Source organism: Nocardia sputi, from assembly GCF_023501985.1.
On the sequence record NZ_JAMFLC010000017.1, the window covers coordinates 122769 to 139874 of the forward strand.

Annotated in this window: 18 protein-coding genes; 16 read left to right on the top strand and 2 right to left on the bottom strand. The window is 68.5% G+C overall.

Annotated features, from left to right (window positions below; translation table 11 throughout):
* The first annotated feature begins 23 nt into the window (after window positions 1–23).
* From M8859_RS22430 to M8859_RS22500, 15 genes are all read left to right on the top strand, one after another.
* Window positions 24–308, top strand: coding sequence for a hypothetical protein (locus M8859_RS22430; RefSeq protein ID WP_159923184.1), 285 nt, complete (start codon window positions 24–26; stop codon window positions 306–308).
* A gap of 40 nt (window positions 309–348) precedes the next feature.
* Entirely contained in the window at window positions 349–840 is a 492-nt protein-coding gene (locus M8859_RS22435; RefSeq protein ID WP_159922864.1) for a DUF6301 family protein, read from the top strand.
* Window positions 837–1280, top strand: a complete 444-nt coding sequence (locus M8859_RS22440; RefSeq protein WP_159922866.1) for a TY-Chap domain-containing protein — start codon at window positions 837–839, stop codon at window positions 1278–1280. Before M8859_RS22435 ends, M8859_RS22440 begins: the two co-directional genes overlap by 4 nt.
* Before the next feature lie 119 nt (window positions 1281–1399).
* Entirely contained in the window at window positions 1400–3040 is a 1641-nt protein-coding gene (locus M8859_RS22445) for a hypothetical protein (protein ID WP_236565379.1), read from the top strand.
* 553 nt (window positions 3041–3593) lie between these two features.
* Window positions 3594–5432, top strand: a complete 1839-nt coding sequence (locus tag M8859_RS22450) for a hypothetical protein (protein ID WP_249644120.1) — start codon at window positions 3594–3596, stop codon at window positions 5430–5432.
* An 11-nt stretch (window positions 5433–5443) separates the two neighbouring features.
* Window positions 5444–6229 (top strand): ESX secretion-associated protein EspG, encoded by a 786-nt coding sequence (locus M8859_RS22455; protein WP_249644121.1) that lies wholly within the window; start codon window positions 5444–5446, stop codon window positions 6227–6229.
* Between the two features lie 16 nt (window positions 6230–6245).
* The gene (locus tag M8859_RS22460; protein ID WP_159922872.1) at window positions 6246–6602 is read left to right on the top strand and encodes a hypothetical protein; all 357 of its coding nucleotides are present in this window, start codon (window positions 6246–6248) and stop codon (window positions 6600–6602) included.
* Between the two features lie 38 nt (window positions 6603–6640).
* Window positions 6641–6928 carry a YbaB/EbfC family nucleoid-associated protein gene (locus M8859_RS22465; RefSeq protein ID WP_236565381.1) on the top strand — a complete coding sequence of 96 codons (288 nt, stop codon included), beginning with the start codon at window positions 6641–6643 and terminating at the stop codon, window positions 6926–6928.
* 99 nt (window positions 6929–7027) lie between these two features.
* Window positions 7028–7345 (top strand): type VII secretion target, encoded by a 318-nt coding sequence (locus tag M8859_RS22470; protein ID WP_159922876.1) that lies wholly within the window; start codon window positions 7028–7030, stop codon window positions 7343–7345.
* Complete coding sequence (locus tag M8859_RS22475; protein WP_249644122.1) at window positions 7342–8736, top strand: hypothetical protein; 1395 nt, start codon at window positions 7342–7344, stop codon at window positions 8734–8736. Before M8859_RS22470 ends, M8859_RS22475 begins: the two co-directional genes overlap by 4 nt.
* 32 nt (window positions 8737–8768) lie before the next feature.
* Window positions 8769–9110 (top strand): PE family protein, encoded by a 342-nt coding sequence (locus M8859_RS22480; RefSeq protein ID WP_159922880.1) that lies wholly within the window; start codon window positions 8769–8771, stop codon window positions 9108–9110.
* 44 nt (window positions 9111–9154) lie between these two features.
* Window positions 9155–10144 (top strand): PPE domain-containing protein, encoded by a 990-nt coding sequence (locus M8859_RS22485; protein WP_249644123.1) that lies wholly within the window; start codon window positions 9155–9157, stop codon window positions 10142–10144.
* Window positions 10141–10932 (top strand): ESX secretion-associated protein EspG, encoded by a 792-nt coding sequence (locus tag M8859_RS22490; RefSeq protein WP_159922884.1) that lies wholly within the window; start codon window positions 10141–10143, stop codon window positions 10930–10932. The genes M8859_RS22485 and M8859_RS22490 overlap by 4 nt, the downstream gene beginning before the upstream one ends.
* Before the next feature lie 88 nt (window positions 10933–11020).
* A complete protein-coding gene (locus M8859_RS22495) occupies window positions 11021–11329 on the top strand; it encodes a WXG100 family type VII secretion target (protein ID WP_159922886.1) in 309 nt (102 codons plus the stop codon).
* Between the two features lie 58 nt (window positions 11330–11387).
* On the top strand, window positions 11388–11681 hold the full coding sequence (locus M8859_RS22500) for a WXG100 family type VII secretion target (protein WP_159922888.1): 294 nt from the start codon (window positions 11388–11390) through the stop codon (window positions 11679–11681).
* Between the two features lie 71 nt (window positions 11682–11752).
* On the opposite strand, the gene eccE is transcribed toward M8859_RS22500, so the two are convergent.
* Window positions 11753–13405 (bottom strand): type VII secretion protein EccE, encoded by a 1653-nt coding sequence (gene eccE, locus M8859_RS22505; RefSeq protein WP_249644124.1) that lies wholly within the window; start codon window positions 13403–13405, stop codon window positions 11753–11755.
* A 265-nt stretch (window positions 13406–13670) separates the two neighbouring features.
* Here eccE and eccB point away from each other — a divergent pair, with 265 nt between their 5' ends.
* Window positions 13671–15179, top strand: coding sequence for a type VII secretion protein EccB (gene eccB, locus M8859_RS22510; protein WP_159922893.1), 1509 nt, complete (start codon window positions 13671–13673; stop codon window positions 15177–15179).
* A gap of 54 nt (window positions 15180–15233) precedes the next feature.
* Here eccB and eccA read toward each other — a convergent pair whose 3' ends face one another.
* Window positions 15234–17066 (bottom strand): type VII secretion AAA-ATPase EccA, encoded by a 1833-nt coding sequence (gene eccA / locus M8859_RS22515; protein WP_249644125.1) that lies wholly within the window; start codon window positions 17064–17066, stop codon window positions 15234–15236.
* Between the last annotated feature and the right edge of the window lie 40 nt (window positions 17067–17106).

Sequence of the window (17106 nt, forward strand, 5' to 3'; positions counted from 1 at the left end):
AACCATCGACGTGAGGAGGAATGATGCGTATCGACCATCCGACCGATGACGAACTGCGGGAGAATTTCGACGAAATGCTCCGCTCCGTGCTGACCGGCGGTGGCATCCGCACGGAGACCGGTCTCGACATGAAGACCGAGGACGCGCTGTGGGCGATCGCCCGCGCGTATCCCGACGTGCCGGACGCGCTGGTCGACATTGCGCGCGCGGCCTTCGCCGGCCAGCTCGACGGCTCGAATGCCCGCGAGCGCAAGGAGGCGCTGGCCCGCAAGATCGAGGAGCTCAACCGGCGTCGGCAGGCGCGGTGATCGGCCGGTGGTCACCGATGTCACGACCTAAGGTGGGCCCATGACCGAATGGCGCGCGTTGACAGACAGTGAAATCGTCGACCTGGCCGTCGGCCTGCGGGCGCTGGACGCCTCCCAGCCGATGGACGCGATACCGCGCCTGGCGGAGTCTTTCGGCTGGAAAGTGCTGACCGTCCATCCGGACCGGGCGATGCTGGACGCCGGATTCGGGATGGCCAGCGGCAAGATCCATGGGCGTTCGGGCTCGATCGCCGACATCAAGTTGCGCGTCACCGATTTCGCCCCGAACGACGCGGAGGGGCAGGCCCGTTCGAGGGACGCATTCGTGGCGATGGTCGCGGCCTTGACCGGCGCTCTCGGTGAACCGACCGCTCGGATCCCCGGCCCCACCGCCGAGGTCCGTTGGGCGGGGCCGGAAGCGACTTTGGTGCTGGAGGATCTGGGACGATCGGTTCAGCTGTCCCTGGTGGCCAACTATTGGCTGAAGCTGCACGATCAGGCCGTCGAGTTGGAGGGGCAGGAACAGAGTTGAGCGGGTGGGGAGACCTTGCCGCAGGCCTGGCCGCGGAACTCGCCTCCCTGCGCGCGGGTTCCATCGTCAAGCTGGTTGAAACAGAGACAGGGGCGCGGCGGCGATACGCCCAATTCCTACAGCTCGACGACGCGCTCTCGGCCGAGTTGGTCGATGACGAATGGCTCGACCCCGCCTTGCGCGCCGGTGCCACGGGACGCGCGCTGATCGCCGATTCGGGTTGGCGGGCACGCGATGCCGACCACAGCAACTGGTGGGCCGAGCTGCCCTGGCCGAGTTCCTCGGCCGATTACCAGCGGCTGGCCGACATGGTCGTCACCGGGTTGCGCGACGGGTTCGGCATCCGAGCGCCCAGCGTCCTGGCCTACACCGCATGGAATGAACGCTTGGAAAATCGCAAGCTGGACCTGCCGCTGCTGGGCCTGCGGCAGGAGCCCTGACGCGCGCCGCGCGCGAACCGGCGCTGTGCCAGGATGAACGACGAACCAGGACGAACACAGCTCAGGCATCGTGGCGTGCGCGCCTGCTCCGATGCGGTAGATGAGGGGATTTCCGCGACGTGACCAGATCAGGCGGCGAGGCATCCGGTGACGAGCCCCGCGCCGCGTCGGCTCCGGACCACGACGATCCCGCCGATACTTCCGCGACACCGCCCGCAGGCGAGAAGCGGTCGGCCGAAGTGGTAGCCACCGGTCCGGCCGACCCGTCGGCGGAAGACGCCGAGTCGGGGGAAGAGCCCGATGTGGGCTTCACTCTCTCCGAAGCCCCGCCCGTGGCGGATGCCGCCGAGCGAGCCAAGGCGCTCATGCATCAACTCGCTCGCGAGCTGGGGGCGGGTGGTCCGCCGGGCTGGCAGCGGGTGGATGCGGTGTTCGCGCTGACGGTGGCCGCCGAGGTGGCGTTGGCCGTCTACTCCGCCGATCAGGAACGCGTCGTACGGGTGACCCCCGAGCCGGAGATCATGGCGCTGGTCCGGGAGCACCGGCAGTTGTCGGCCGGGATGGGCGACGGACCTTGGTGGCGTTTGCTGTTCACGCTGACCGGTACGGGCCGGATGGAAGTCGACTACGACTACGGCGACGAGCCGTTCCCGGATGATCAGCTGTTCCCGCCCGAGGTCTACCTCGCGGATCTGGTGGCGTTTCCCCGGAATTCGCTGCCCGTGTGGCTCGGCGCCTACCTCGGTCACGACGACCGTCAGTTGCGGCCTCCGCAGGTCGCCGCGGCGCAGGCGCGGGCGGACCGGGAGGCGGGTGTGCGCGCCGTACCGTGCGAGGACGACCTGCCCGCGTTCCCGTTGATGGCCGCCCGGTGGGCGGTGCTCGCCGCGGCGTTCGTGGCGGCCGGGTCGCAGTGGGGCCCACGTCTGCTGCCGTCTCTGAGCTGGTTCGAGGGCAGCAAGCGCAGCGGCTGTTCGCTGTACGCGCTGCCCGGTGGGCGGGCCGTCCTCTCGGGCGGAGTGTGGAACGCGCCGGAACTGGCGGCGGCGTACAACGGCGGCGTCCGGTTGCCCGACCTGTACGCGGGCGCGCCGGAGTGGGTGGCGAGTCAGGTGGTGAACCACCGCGCCGCCGGCGGCTTGCTGTCGTTCTGCTACTGGTGGGAGAAGGGCCGCTGGCACCGCGGCGAGTCACCGGGGCCGGACCGGTTCGTGGAAGCGGTGCCGGGCGTGTGGACCTCGGACACGGTTGTGGACATCGTGAGCGGCCTGCTCGGCGACGACTCGACCGCCGAGCAGCGCGTCGCCGTCGCCGGCCTCGTGTCCGCGGCCGAGGCGGGTGTCGTCACACGGGACATCCTCGCGGAGGTGTTCGGTGACGACGGCGAGTTCGACGTCGACGCCGCTTTCTTCCAGCTCACCATGGCCGGGGTGACCATGACAGCACCGGGGCCGATGGCGCGGGAGGATGCGATGGCCCGGGTCGAGCGATTCATCCGGCGCAGCGGCGCCGACACCGCGAACTATGCGCTGGAGGACTTGCGCGCCGATCGGATCAGCGTCGGCTGGATGGTGTACGTCCCGGTCCAACCGGGCGAGATCGCGATCGGCCGGGCGATCTACTACGTCGCGGACGACGGTGTGCTGGAACGGTCTTCGTCCTCGGTGGCGCCATCGGTATACATCGCCGAGTTCGAGCGCCGGTTCCGGGACCGGCACGGTCCGGTGGGAGCGTCGTGGTCGAACAGCGAAAAGCGTTGAGCCGCAATCGGTCGAACCCATAACCTCACGGTTTTTGCCCACCGCCGGTCATCCGGAGGTGCGCCCTGTGCCGGCGGATCCCGCGTTTCTTGCGGAGCGAAGTACGAACCCGCTGATCCGGCGTGGTGAGTCGCGCATGCGGCTACCGAGATTCGGGGCTGTACATGCGGGGTCGCCCCGAGTACCCATAGAATCGTTGGTGCGTCTTAAGACAATATTCGGTCTGCCGTAAGAACCGGCTGCCATATTGACGTGTGGCGCACCGCCGGTCGCGGCGCGCAGCGATGAGGAGGGTCATCAGCGTATGAGTTGCCGGGCGCAGAAGGGTGATCCCGTGCGCGGGGGCGGACGGGACCGCGTGCCGTGGCGCGCGCATAGCCGACGCCCACGTGGGGGGTGGATTCAGTTGTGCGGGTCGGAGTCTGTGTCTCCAGGGTCGGACCTCGGCATCATATCGCCGTTCGCTGTGCCGCTGTCCAGGAGCTATTCCCAGCAGTGGTGGTCTGCCTTCGCTGTTTCGGGATCTTCGAGTACCTGGTCAGGAGCGTGACCCATGCCGCCCCCGAGGCCTGAGACCGACAACCCGTGGACCCGCCTCAACGAGCAGGCCCACAATGGAACACTGAAGCTCAGCGACAGCGCGGCAGGGGAAGCGGCCGCACTCGCCGCCGCGGCGGCGAACGCCGTGGAGCTGGTCAAGCGCCATGTGGCAGATGTCCAGAATCCCAGGGGTTTCGGCGCCGCTCAGTCGAGTTACCTCCTGCAGGCGAAGTTCGCGAAGGCGGCCGGAGATCTGGACGACATCCTCCGGCGGTTCCTGGAGATCTTGAACGCCATGGGCGAGACCTTCCTGGCGGCGGGCAAGAAGTACAACGAGACCGAGACCGATTCGGGCGCCGAGTTCCGCAGAATCCGGGACAACACGCCTCGGCGAGGGGATGTGAACCAAGGGGGCAATCCCGCGACGCCTCCCACGGCCATAGAGAACGACATCCCGGGCTTCATGACCGATCGGCAGTATTACAACACCAAGGCGCCGGCCCCGAAGGATGCCGACAACAACGGCCGCGGCGACGAGTTCCGGGCGATGGAGGAATTTTCCGGCGCGCGGGAAGGGCGCGATTCGATTCCGATCGAAGTCGAGAACCCGCACGAGAAGGACCACCCGTTCTTCGAATCCTTCGAAACCGGCATCGATTCCATGGCGGTCATCCAGGACGCTCGAGTCTGGGAATGGATGGCCGTCGAGCTCGACGGAACGTTCGATGATCTGAACAACCGCCTGGCTCGGTTCCCGCTCGACGGTTCGTGGGAATCCCCGCAGGGCCAGGGCGGTATCAACGCGGCGATCGCGGCCGCGAACACGTATCGGTCCCAGGCCACCGCGCTGACCAACAGCATGCGGGTGATGAGTCAGAATCTGACCTACACCGCGGGCTGGCTGGCCGAGACCAAGAGGTTCATGCCCGGTGAGACCCGGGACCGGGGCGGATACGTCGACCGCGAAATCCAGGAAGACAGCTGCCTCACGCTGTGGCACCGGAGGGGCTTCGAGAACTGGTACGCGGAGGGGATCAAGCACACGAACTCGGCGATTCCGGTCCTTCCGGCTCCAACGGTGCGGCCCGCGCAGGCTCCAGCGCCGCCCGGCCCGCCCGGCCCGCCGGGCACGGCTTCACCCGGCACGGCCGCCCCGGGAGCGTCGCAGCAACAGTTGGCGGCTCTGCGGTCCGCGCAACAGCAGTCCGATCAGCAGCGGCAGGCACTGGAGCAGCAACAGAGAGCGCTGGAGCAGGCGCGCCGCACGGCCGAGCAGCAGGACCAGCAGCGCGCCGCCGCGCAACAGCAGCAGCAGGCCCAGCAAGCCGCCCAACAGGCGGTTCAGCAGGCCGCGCAGCAAGCCGCGCAGCAGGCGCAGCAGCTCGGGCAGCAATTGGCAGGGGCCGCGCAGCAGGCGGCGCAACAAGCCGCCCAGCAAATCGCGCAGCAGAGCGCGCTCGCCGGGTTGCCCGGTCTGCCACCAGGTTTGAAAGACATTCAGGACGCCGCCAAGAAGATGGGTGGGGCGGGGAAGGGGGCGACGGGCGGCCCCGGGCCGGGCATCGGCAGTGCCAACCCACCGGCCGGGCAGAACCTCGAGCGAGCTTCCAAACTCTTTCCCCGAGCGACGGCGGACATCGCCGCCACGGCGGCCGGTGTGCGCGCGGGTCTCGCGCAGGGAGCGGGAATGCCCGGCGCGCCGATGGGCGGCATGCCGATGGGTGGCCCCGGCGCCGCCGCGGGCGGACAGCAGAAGGAGCACAAGCGCGCCGACTACCTCGACTCCACCGAGCATCTCGAGGAGGCGATCGGTGAGGCTCCGGTCGTGGCGAAACCGGTGGTCGAGAAATGACGGCCGGGCTCATGACGCACACATGGCGGTTCACCGACCTGGAGTTCGTCGTGCTCTGGGAGGATTTCGGCGAGCCCGGCCCGCCCAGGCCGTTTTCCTTCACCAGCCGCACACCCTTGTTGGACGACTACCGCGACGAAAAGGCGGAGGTGCGTGCCGCTCTGCGCGCCTCGTCGACTCCGGCGATGCGGGAGATGCTGGCGGACCTGTATCGCCCGGACATTCGCGTCCGGGTACTGGGTTTCGACGGAAGGGATTACACCAACGTGGCGAACAACGTGCGGCTGATGGCGGCACGTCGTGCCGATCGCGGGTATCTGGTCACCCAGTTGCCGGGTGAAACCGTCGGCCACAGCGGCGGATTCACCGTCACGGAGTGCGCGGCGGTGGAGTTGGCCGACGTGGTCGTGCGTGCGCTGCCGGAAGCCGACCCGGGCAAGCGGGCCGATATCGTGCTCGCCGACGAGGACGAGGGCTTGGATCTGGATTACGACTACGGCTCCTCGTCGGTGCGGGATTCGTTCGAGGCGTCCGTGCACGATCGCTCGGCCGAGTTCCGGTCGGCTCCGGCCGAGCGTTTCGGATTCATCGACGTCCTCCAAGCGGACTCGATCTTCGGCCCGCGCGGCATGACCCGGCATCGCCTGAAATGGCGGGATCTCGTGGACGACGGCCGTTATGTGATCGATGACGGGCATCCTCCGGTCGCGATGGCGGCCGATAAACGCCGTGTTGTCTCGGTGATCAACGCGCGCATTGCCGAAGTCGTCCGCGCGATCAAAGACGAACGAGGATAGAGGGGGTGGAATTCCGATGACCGCATCGCAGCCCGGACAGCCGGGTGATTTCCCGGCGGAATTCACGGCGAATTCGCTCACCGGCTCGATTTCGGTGCGCACCACCGAAATGGGCCTGCCGTTGGGCATCGAAATAGACGCCGATCAATTGCGCCGCGATCCGGACGCGCTGGCCGGCGAGATCCTGCGGTTGTGCAAACAGGCGGCGAACCGTGCCGCTCTAGCTCGGCGAGCGCAGTTGCAGCAGTGGGGATGGACCTCGGAGATGCTCGCGCTGACCGGATTGCCCACCGAACAGCAGGTGGCGAGGCAGGAGATCATCGAGGAACAGGAGTACGACACCGAACCACAGAGCTGGCTCCGATCCGTCTGAGCAACAGCAGAATTCGCGAGGTTGTCATGGTCGAAACAATGGACGAGCTCATCGCTCGGGTGCAGAATCAGCTCTACCGGCTCACCGATCTCAACGATGCCATGAAGGGTATCCGGGTGAGTGAGACATCGCCCGACGGCGCGGTGACCGCGGAAGTGGACGGTAACGCCGCGTTGGTGGGACTGAGCTTTTCCGCCGCGATATCAAAACTTTCGCCGGACGAGTTCGAGAAAACGGTTGTGGACACCGCGCGGGCGGCCGCGCACAGGGCTTTCTCGGAGCGTGGTGAACTCATCACCACATTCAATGAGGAGGCCACCGGGTAGTCACCGGATGTTAACCACGTCGGGATCGTGATATGCGGTCTTCGCTAGGTAAAGTTGAATACGAAACGTCGGGGGATGTTTCGGGATCGGAAGATGATCATGAGCCACATTGCAGTAGTCCCGGATGCGCTGCGTGTCTACGGAAGTGAATCGGCGGCCATGGCTGCCGGCGTGGGAGCGATCGCGGCGGCCGACCAAGCCGCGACCGTCGCCGCGGTGGTGCCGGTGTTCGGGTTGATCGGCCAAGAGTTCCTCGTCTCGTATGCTTTCGCGCAGGCCAACCACTTGTCGTCGGTGGCGCAACTGGCGGCGGTGCACGCGGGTACGGCGCTGACGGCGCACCAGGCCGCCGCCACCTACGAGGGCGCCGACAGCGGTTCGGGGGCGGCCATCGGAGCGGTCCGCACGCAGTCATGACCACGCCAGGAGCCACTCCGCCGCCCGGCGCCGATCCGCTGGATCCGACGATCCCGGAATTGCTGCGGGGCAGCGCTCTTGCGCCCATGCTGGACATGCCGGTGAACGATGTCCTGCACAGCATGGGTTTACCGCAGCTGCCGGACATTCCGGCCTTCGTGCAGTTGCCGGACATGCCGCCGCTGCCGACGATCGATCTCGGCGCGCTCATGCGTCCGCTCGCCGATCTCGCCTCCGCGTTCGGCACCGGTCAGCTCGGCGCGCCACCTCCGCCCGCGCAGGCCGGTGACACCGCCGCGGCGCCACCCCCGCCGCCGGTCGACCCGACTCAGTTGCTGCAGAACGTGTCCACCGTGATGCAGACCGTGATGCAGGTCGGCTCGTCCCTGGTGCAGACCTTGATGACGGTCTGGCAGGGCATGGCGGCGATGGAGGCCGCGAAGAAGGCCGGTGAGGCGCGCACCGACGCCGACAAGCTGGCGGCGCAGAGCGCGCAGGAGAAGTCGGTGCTCGTCGACGCCGCAGGCAGCGTCTTCACGGGCGCGGGCCTGATGACGGCGGTGATGGCGAAGTTCTCCACCACCATGGCCTTCGCGCCGCTGCTGGCGGCTTCCCCTGGCGGACAGGGTTTCCTGGTCGCCTCCGCGATCGAGGCGATGACCGAGGCGCTGGCGATCACCGCCAAGACGAAGGCGGAGATGGTCGGGCACAGCGCGAGCATGACGCAAGCCGGGCAAAAGGTTCCGATCACCAACGCGCCGACGGGCGTGCAGTCGGCTGAACAGCTGACCCAGCTCATGAGCATGATCACGCCGCTGATCGGTACGGCCGGACAGGTCGTTCAATCGCTGGGGCAGCTGGCGGCGGCGAATCCGTCACTGCTCGCGCCGAAACCCATCAGCGCCCCTGGCGGGCACGAGGGCACAGGCGAGCCCGCGGAAGGCGAGGACGGCAAGAAGAGCTCGGCCGTCGGCGGCCCGGGCGGCGTGGGTGGCATCGGCGGTGGTATCGGCAGCGCGATCGCCGCCGCCGCCGCACCGCTGAACCCTTGGCCGGGAACCCGAGTGGCCGGCGGCTCGTTGGGCGGCATCGGCGTGGGAGCGCCCGGTACCGGCCCGGGAACGTCGTCGGCGATGTCCACTACAGCGGCGGGCACCGCTGCGACGGGGACCGGAACCGGTGGCGGATACATGCCGATGGGCGGCGGGGCCATGGGTGGCGCGGGACTGGCCCGCGAGGGCGAATCGACCACCGACGCGCTGCGCGGCCAGATGATCACCGGCCGGCACGGCGACGAAGTGGTCGGCCGGATCGAAGGGGTCTCGCTGCCGGTGGTCGGCGCGGCCGACACGACATCGGAACCACCGCCCGATAAGGAACTCACGCTCTGACGCGAGTGCCGAACAGTACACAGGAGGGTCTCATGAGTGACGGGAGGGGTGAGGTGTACGACAGCGTGCGATTCGACTCGGTCACCGCGGGCAAGGCGTCATCCGGACTGGACGCGCTGGCCGATCGGTTGACCTCGGACCTGCGCTCCGCCGAGGAAGCGCTGACCATCGTCCCCGCGGGCGCCGACGAGGTTTCCGGCCGGGCCGCGCAGACCGCGAACGACGTGGCGTCGTCGTATCTGGCGAGCGCGCAGGCCGGCGTGCACGAGATGCGCAAGCTGGCGGCCGCGTTGCGGCTGCACTCCAACCAGTTCGACGGCATGGAATCGGCCAACACGGCGGACTTCGACAGCACGGGCGACAGGCCCGCCTGACCGGTCTTTCGCGTCGTCGAGCAACCGAAAGGTCCTCCCCTGCAATGATCGAACCACCGCAGCCAGGTTTCACCGGCGTGGTGTGGACCGCGCGACCGCCCGAGCGGCTCGCGCGTGACCTCACCGCGGGGCCGGGCGCCGTGCCGATGGCCGAGGCCGTCGCCGCGTGGTCGCGCCTGGCCGCGTCGTTCGGCGCCGCTGTGGTCGAGTACGAGAAGGTGCTCGTGGACATGCGCGGCGCCTGGCAGTCGGGGCGCAGCGACGAAGTCGTGCAACGCGTCACGACCTTGCGGGACTGGCTGGTCGACGCGGCCGGCGCGGCGGCGGCCAACGCCGCCCGGTTCCAGGCCCAGGTGACCGCGTACGAGATCGCCCGGCTCGCGATGCCGAACACCGCCGACCTCGAGGTCATCCAGCAGGTACAGCGGATGTTGGAGTCGATGGGCGGGATGGTCGGTGCGCCGATCCGTGCGGTCGCGGCCGAGACCGACGCCGAGCAGGACGTGGCGAAGGCGGTGGCCTCGCGGGTCATGCAGAACTACGAAATGGCCACCGAACCCCTGGCCGCGCCGTGGCAGCAGCAGGAGCCGCCCGTGGTGGCGCCGGAGCAGGCGCTGACCGCCGAACAGACCGCCGCGCGGGCCGAGGTCCCGAAAACGACCGCAGCACCGTACGGTGCGGTGCGGATCGGGACGGTGCCCGTCCCGGCGATGCCCCGGGTGCCCACCGCCTACCGCGCACCGGTGTACGCGCAGTCTGCCGCCACAGCCGAAGTCGTTCCGCGTGCTACGCCCGCCGCCACGGTGAGCGCGAGCGGACAGCCCGCACCGCTCGTGCCCGGTGCGGTCGGCCAGCCCGGTCCGGCACCGGATACGGCTAGGTTCCCGCGCGCCGCCCTTCCCACGGAAGCAGGTGAGCAGATCGGGTTCGAGGGTGGCATCCAAGCGGCGCCCGCGGTACTCGGTGGCGCGGAGCCCGCACCTCACGCCGTCGCGCCGACGGAGACCAGGCCCGAGACGGGGGGTGCGGCGTGACGTCACTGACGAACGACGCGTTGCTCGTCGTAACCGAACGGTTGGGAGTGCAAACTCTCCCCTTGGCGCTCTCGGTTGCGCCACAACAGGATTCGATCGACGAGTACCTGGCCGCCCAGGAACACGCGCTGGCCGGATTGATCGGTGACGGCCTGCTCGACGCCGAGGGCGAAGTCGAATCAGAACTGGCCGCAGCGCTGTTCGTCCTGGCGCAGCCGGACCGTGAGCTGGTCGCGCGCATCTACACCGAGGACGGTCCTCGCCGCTTCTGTCTGGCGCGCCGCGGCGAACAGCACGCGCTCGCCGTGCGCTCGGGCGAGTGTTTCGAAGTGCGCTCGATCTGGGCCGACGGCTCGGACGTGACGCTGGCCGGTCCGCTGCTGGCCGCGCTCGGCTCGTGCGAACCCGCCGAGATCGCCGGATTCAGCGCGCTCGCCGCTGATCTGGCCGACCGGCTGGACGCGGCGGAGGACTCCAGCGGCTACGCCGACGCGATGTACGCGCTGGGCGTCGGCGAACGCGACGCCGCCGTGCTCGGGCTGGCGTTCGGCTCCTGCCGCGCCTACGCCGAGATCGTCGCCTACAGCCACCAGGACGGGCTGACCAGCCGGGCGCCCGGCGCGGTGGCGGTGTACGACACCGGCCGCGGGCGCATCGTCGTCGCTCCCATGGTCTCGCCGGATCAACAGATCTGGTCGACGGTCACGACGGGCACCGACCACCGGGTGACCCAGGCGGTCGCCACGTTGCTGGAAGGGCTACCCGGGGGGAGGTGGCTGCCACCGTAGCTCTCGGGTCGCCAGGCCCGGTAACCCCCTGCTCGGTGAGATCGCCCGGATCTCCCTATCAACACGAATTCTGACGGAAGGAAACGAAATGTCTTACACAACTCTCGGCGGTGGCTCGGGGCAGACCTACGGTGTCGAGGAGGGCGGCATCGACAGCGTCGTCAGCCGCATGGAGGACTCGATCTCGACGCTGCGCACCTCGATCAACCAGATCGACGAGTCGGTGCAGGCCGTCGCGCGCGGCTGGCAGGGTGACGCCCACCGCGAATTCAACACCGCGGCCGCCGAGTGGCACGACGAGGTCACCGCGCTCAACGGCAAGCTGGACCGACTCTCGCAGGCCGTGACCTCGGGTAAGAACACCATCGTCGGCTCCGACCAGGCAGGCCTGGCGTAACCCTCGACGGCGTCGCCGTCCAGTCGGATCGCCAATCTCTCACCAGAAGGAAACAGCAATGACGATCATGTACAACTCGCCGGCCATCACCGAGATGGTCAGTGACCTCAGCCAGTACGGTTCCACCATGAAGGCGCAGATCGACGAGCTCAACAGCGCCGCCGCCGCGTTCCGCGACAACCTGCAGGGTGAGCAGGCGGTCTCGAACTTCGACACCGCACACCGAAACCTGACTTCCGAGCTGGAGGACACCCTCCAGAAGCTCGACAACCTCGGCGTCAAGGTCGAGAACGCGCTCAATCGCGCCATCGAGGCCGACGGCAAGGTGGGCGACGGCTTCGCCGCCTTCTGATCGCGCGGAGCGACGACCAACGGCCGGCTGGAACGGTAAGGGTTCCAGCCGGCCGTTTTCGTGTGCGCGAGTTATCGCGCCGCGAGCGACTCACCGATGTAGTGCATCTCGTCCGGCGTGGTCACCATCAGCACGGTCGCGCTGCGCGCGGCCGTGCGCACCGTGATCCGGTTGGGGGCCTGGGGATCCTGCACCAGCGTCACGTCCGCGTCCACCGACCCGACGGGGTCCTCCGGCCGCCGCACGTGCACGATCGTCGCGCCGCCCGCGTGTGCGGTCGGCGGGATGCCGTCGAAGACCAGCACGGTCGTGCTCGGATACGGAGCGGCGGGCGGTGGCGGGGGAGCGGGCGGATGACAGCTGGCGCCCGCGGCGCGCGGAGCGATGGAAAGCACCTGCGGCGCAGCGAGATTCGCCACCATGGTGTGCCATGCCTCGGGCCGGGCGGTGTGCACGATGACATGTGCGCCGAGCGCGGTGGCGCGCAGGATCACCTGCTGGGCCAGGTCCAGGTTGCCGATGACTTCGAGGTGGCGGGTGCCCTCGCCGATCAACGGCACCGCGATGCCCTGGCCGCGCTCGTCCGCGCCGATGAGCTGGCCGCAGCCCGCTGTGGGCACCGCGAATCCGGTGAGGGCGGCCAAGGTGCCGCGGTATGCGATGTCGCTGCCCCACCGGCCCGCGTAGCCGATGGGCAGGGTGTCCAGCAGGATTCGCAGCTGGTTGCCCACCAGTTCACGCAGCCCGGGCAGCGGCGGCTCCTCGGGCGCGGTGACGGTGTCGAAGCGGACCACAGCATTGAGCACCACCGTGTCGGCGAGATCGGTGTGTCGATCGTGGCGGCCGGCTCCCGGCCGTAGACGCAACGTCACCGTGGTGGACAAGCTGGGCACCGCCCAGATGCCGGCCAGTCCGCGCGGTCCGATCATGTCGGCCGCGATCTGGTACTGCGTGAGGAAGCGGCCCTGGTACTCCAGCGATTTCGGCGACTCGACGAGCTGGTCGACATCGAAGCCGTGGGTGAGCTGGCGCACCGCGGTGTTCATCTCGGTGGCGGTCAGCACGGAGGCGGCGATGTCGTGGGCGGCGAGCCGGTTGGCGACCCGGCGGGTGGCGATGATCGCGGTGCGCAGCGCACCCGCGCCACCACCGCCCCGGTTGTCCACCGCCTCGGCGTTGGCCAGCGGATCCATCCGCAGCACCAGCCAGCAGGTGCGATGGGCTATGGCGGGCAGTGGGCCGAGGATGCGGTCGTACAGCTGTGCCGCGACACCGGTGCCCGCGGTGCGCGCGCCGGTGCTCACCACGTCGATGCCGGCCAGGGTCAGATCGAATTGATCGAGGCAGCGGGCGATTTCGGGGAGCGGGAGCAGCTGGTCGGTGCTGAGTGAACCGCGATCGAGCAGGGTCAGCGTGTCCGGCGGTGGATCGATCCGGAGCATGGTGAGCAGCAGATCGCCGTCCCAGCGCACGCCGTAACCACCCCCCTCGGTGAGCGGCACGTCGAGGGCGGGCGCCTGCGCGAGGCGTTCGGCGGGACGCAGGCCGGGACGCTTGCGGCTGATCGCGCTACCGATGCGCGCGGCGGGAGTGTGACCACGGATCGGCGTGAGACCGGCCAGCGCGATCACCACGCCCGCGGCGCAAGCCCCCCAGATCGAATCGCAGACCGCGAGAACAATCCACGCGACGGTCGCGGCCAGCAACATGACGGGCACGATCACGCGAAGCGGAAAAATGCGAAACAACCAGAATTCCGGATCACGCAATGTGTCATAGGCCGACCGGCGTCGATTTACCGCCCGCGACGCCTCCGATATTTCGCTGTCGGTTGGCCCGCCGTTCATCGTCTCGTCCACAGTTGTTTATTCCTGCCTCGCCTGCGTGCGACCGCCGTTGATCGGCTTCGGATTCCATCGGTTCAGAGCCGTCGGAGAATTACGGTACCGTGTCGAAAGAGATGGCGATCGATTGCTCGATGGAGACCATGTGCCGGCACAGCTGACAACCCGCGCCCAGGTCAACGGATACCGATTCCTGTTGCGCAGGCTCGATCACGCACTGGTTCGCCGCGACGTCCGCATGTTGCACGATCCGATGCGTTCCCAGATTCGCTCACTGCTCGTCGGCGCGGTGCTCGGCGTTCTCATGGTGGCGGGCGCCGCGATCCTGGCCTTCCTGCGTCCGCAGGGCGCGATCGGCGACGCCCTGATCGTGTCGGGCAAGCAGAGCGGCGCGTTGTACGTGGTGGTGCAGCGCCAGGACGGCGGCAAGACCCTGCACCCGGTGCTGAATCTGGCGTCCGCGCGGTTGATCACTGGGGCCGACGCCGAGCCGCACGCGGTGAAGGACGACAAGCTGAACGATCTGCCGCGCGGACCGCTGCTCGGCATTCCGGGCGCGCCGGGTGCGTTGCCCGAATCCAAGCAGGGCGGCAGCTCGGAGTGGTCGCTGTGCGAGACGATTCCGCTGTCGGAGGGCGGTAGCGCCGCCTCCTCCTCGGGTGCGACGACGACGGTGATCGCGGGCCGCCCCGCGCTCACCGACCGGATCAGGACCTCCGGTCAGGACGAGGCGCTGCTGGTCCGCCGCGACAACAAGACCTACTTGGTCTACGACGGTAAGCGCGCTGAACTCGACCCGGCCGATTCGGTATTGACCAGGGCGTTGAACCTGACCGCTCATCGGCCCCGGCCGGTCGGTACCGGATTCCTCGGCGCGACGACGCAGGTGCCCGCGATTGCCCCGCCGCAGATCCCGCGGGCGGGTGAGCGGGGGCCCGGCCCGCTGTCGGATCTCCCGATCGGCGGCGTCATCTCGGTGTCCGGCGTGGGGCCGGAGGGCGACTCCTCGCTGTATGTCGTGCTCGCCGACGGTGTGCAGCCGGTGTCGCCGTTCGCCGCGCAGGTGATCAGGTACGCCGATTCGCACGGCATGCGGGAGATCGCGACCATGCCACCCGACGTACTCGAGCGGGTGGCGGTGGTCCACCAGTTGCCCATCGACGACTTTCCGGTGCGCACCCCGAGGATCCTGCCCGCCGAGGACGCGCCCGTCACCTGTGTGGCCTGGGCGAAGTCGCCGGGCACGGCTCCGGCGCAGCGCGAGGCCGAGGCCGGCGACGGACCCGGCGAACGCGCCATGGTCAGTCTGCTCGTCGGCACCCGCCTGCCGATCGCCCCATCCGCGAAACCCGTCGATCTGTCCACCTCCGACGGCGCGGGCGACCGGGTCGACGCGGTCTACTTGTCGCCAGGCTCGGGTGAGTTCGTCCAGGTGACCGGCATGGAGCCGGGCAGTCCGCGCCGGGGCAGCCTGTTCTACGTCGCCGACACCGGTGTCCGCTACGGCATCCCGGACGCGGCCACCGCGAACGTACTCGGGCTCGGGAGCAGTCCGCGCCTCGCGCCATGGGCGATCATCGGCCAGATGGTCCCCGGGCCCACGCTGTCGGCGCGAGAAGCGCTGGTCGCCCACGATTCGCTGCCCACGCAATGACGTTCGGTGGACCGGTGATCCGGTCCACCGACGGTGTAGCGGGGTTGGTCGGCCTCAGTCGGTCCAACCGACGTTCAGCGAGCTGAGCAGGCCGGACAGGGCCAACTTCATATCCGACGCCTCGATGCGGCGCAGCACCGCCTCATCGATGTCGGTCAGGTCCAGCGATTCGTCGTTGGCCAACCGGAATTCGCGCTCTTCCTCGGCCGCCTCGATCACGTTGCGGACGAATCGCCCGTTGCCCGCGAGGTCCACGCCGCGGCGCGGCTGACCGCTCTGGTCGGTGCTCTGCATCGCGTACAGGCGCTCGCAGGCTTGTACCAGCTGCTCGAGCGCCCCTTCGGACAGGTCCGAGTCCCGCTTCTTCGCGATGACCTGGCCGATCTGCCCCAATTCCTCGGCGGTGTAGGACGGGAACTGAAGCCGCTTGGAAAAGCGCGACGCCAAACCGTCGTTGGCGGCCAGCAGCCGGTCGATCTCGCCGTCGTAGCCCGCGATGATCACGACGAGGCGATCACGGTCGTTCTCCATCCGCGCCAGCAGCGTGTCCACTGCCTCGCGGCCGAACGCGTCGCCACCTTGCAGACCGGTCTGGATCAGCGTGTACGCCTCGTCGATGAACAGCACGCCGTCCATGGCGGTGTCGATCAGCTTCTCGGTCTTGATCGCGGTGCCGCCGAGGTTCTGGCTGACGAAGTCGACGCGTTTGGCCTCGACCACCTTGTCGGTCTTCAACAGCCCGACGCCGCAGTAGATCTTCGCGACCACCCTGGCGATGGTGGTCTTACCGGTGCCGGGCGGCCCGGTGAAGGCCAGGTGCTGGCCGCGCGGTTGGCTCGACAAACCCTTCTCGGCCCGGATCTTCGCCAGCTGCGCGGACGACTGGAGCTTGGCCACCTGGGTTTTCACCGAGGCGAGGCCGATTTGCGAGTCCAGTTCGGCCCGGGCCTCGGTGAGGATCTTCTTCGCCCGGTCCTGGCTCTCGGCCTGCTCCATCTGCTCCATGGACGGCGAAGAGGCCGGATCCCACTTGTCGGTCCGCGCATCGATCACCTCGCGGCTGGTGACGGTGATGCGGTAGGTGCGGTCGCGCATCGCGGCCGCGTTGGCCTCGAAATCCGGCGCCTGCGAGTACACCTTCTCGAACAGCGCTTGGGCTTCCTCTTCATTGCCCGATTCCCGCAGGCACAGGCCGCGGCAGAACATCGCGGTGGAACGAGCCGCCGGGATCGGGCCCGTCTCCGCCTGCTGCATCCGCCGGATCGCCTCGCCGAACAAGCCGAGCTGGGCACACGCGGTGCCCACCATCACGTGCGCGCCTGCCGCCAGATACGGATCTTCCCAGTCGGCCGAACCGGCGAGCACCGTCATCACGTCGGGCCAGCGCTGGGTGTTGTAGTGCAGTACGCCACGGACATACGCGCAGATGCGGTTGTCGATCTCGGCGTCGGGATTGCTCAGCTGGCCCCGGCGGAATTCGTCGAGGTCGTCGAGCACCCGCTCGGCTTCGTCGTACTCCTTGTCGGCGATCAGGTGCGCCGCCCAGGCCAGCGTGATCTCGGTGTGGTTGGCCAGCGGGTAGTCGATGTACAGGCCGGGCAGGAACCGGCCCGCGAGTTCACGCGGGCGCAGACCGAGCCTGCGCTGCTCGCGATAGAGCGTGCTCGCACTGGTCTTGTGCAGATTGAACAGAACGTCCTTGGTCAGTTCGCCCGCGGCGGCGCGGCCGAGCCACGCGTCGCACATCGTGGGATCCCACTCCGTGGCGCGTTGAAAAGCCAGTTTCGCATAGTCGAGATCACGTGCGGATTCTTGCCCCTCGATGGACAATCCGAGCGACAGGATTCCGGCATCGAATGCGCGTTGTGCTTGGCGGTTGCCGGTCATTGCTGTCGAACCCCGAAATCTTCGTTTCTCGTAGTAGAGA

Bases quoted from the DNA above. Each gene is read 5' to 3' on its own strand.
- M8859_RS22470 (WP_159922876.1), top strand. From the start codon at position 7,028: ATGAGCCACATTGCAGTAGTCCCGGATGCGCTGCGTGTCTACGGAAGT.
- M8859_RS22460 (WP_159922872.1), top strand. From the start codon at position 6,246: ATGACCGCATCGCAGCCCGGACAGCCGGGTGATTTCCCGGCGGAATTC.
- M8859_RS22455 (WP_249644121.1), top strand. From the start codon at position 5,444: ATGACGCACACATGGCGGTTCACCGACCTGGAGTTCGTCGTGCTCTGG.
- M8859_RS22500 (WP_159922888.1), top strand. From the start codon at position 11,388: ATGACGATCATGTACAACTCGCCGGCCATCACCGAGATGGTCAGTGAC.
- M8859_RS22450 (WP_249644120.1), top strand. From the start codon at position 3,594: ATGCCGCCCCCGAGGCCTGAGACCGACAACCCGTGGACCCGCCTCAAC.
- M8859_RS22435 (WP_159922864.1), top strand. From the start codon at position 349: ATGACCGAATGGCGCGCGTTGACAGACAGTGAAATCGTCGACCTGGCC.
- M8859_RS22485 (WP_249644123.1), top strand. From the start codon at position 9,155: ATGATCGAACCACCGCAGCCAGGTTTCACCGGCGTGGTGTGGACCGCG.
- eccA (WP_249644125.1), bottom strand. From the start codon at position 17,066: ATGACCGGCAACCGCCAAGCACAACGCGCATTCGATGCCGGAATCCTG.
- M8859_RS22480 (WP_159922880.1), top strand. From the start codon at position 8,769: ATGAGTGACGGGAGGGGTGAGGTGTACGACAGCGTGCGATTCGACTCG.
- M8859_RS22495 (WP_159922886.1), top strand. From the start codon at position 11,021: ATGTCTTACACAACTCTCGGCGGTGGCTCGGGGCAGACCTACGGTGTC.
- M8859_RS22475 (WP_249644122.1), top strand. From the start codon at position 7,342: ATGACCACGCCAGGAGCCACTCCGCCGCCCGGCGCCGATCCGCTGGAT.
- M8859_RS22465 (WP_236565381.1), top strand. From the start codon at position 6,641: ATGGACGAGCTCATCGCTCGGGTGCAGAATCAGCTCTACCGGCTCACC.
- M8859_RS22430 (WP_159923184.1), top strand. From the start codon at position 24: ATGCGTATCGACCATCCGACCGATGACGAACTGCGGGAGAATTTCGAC.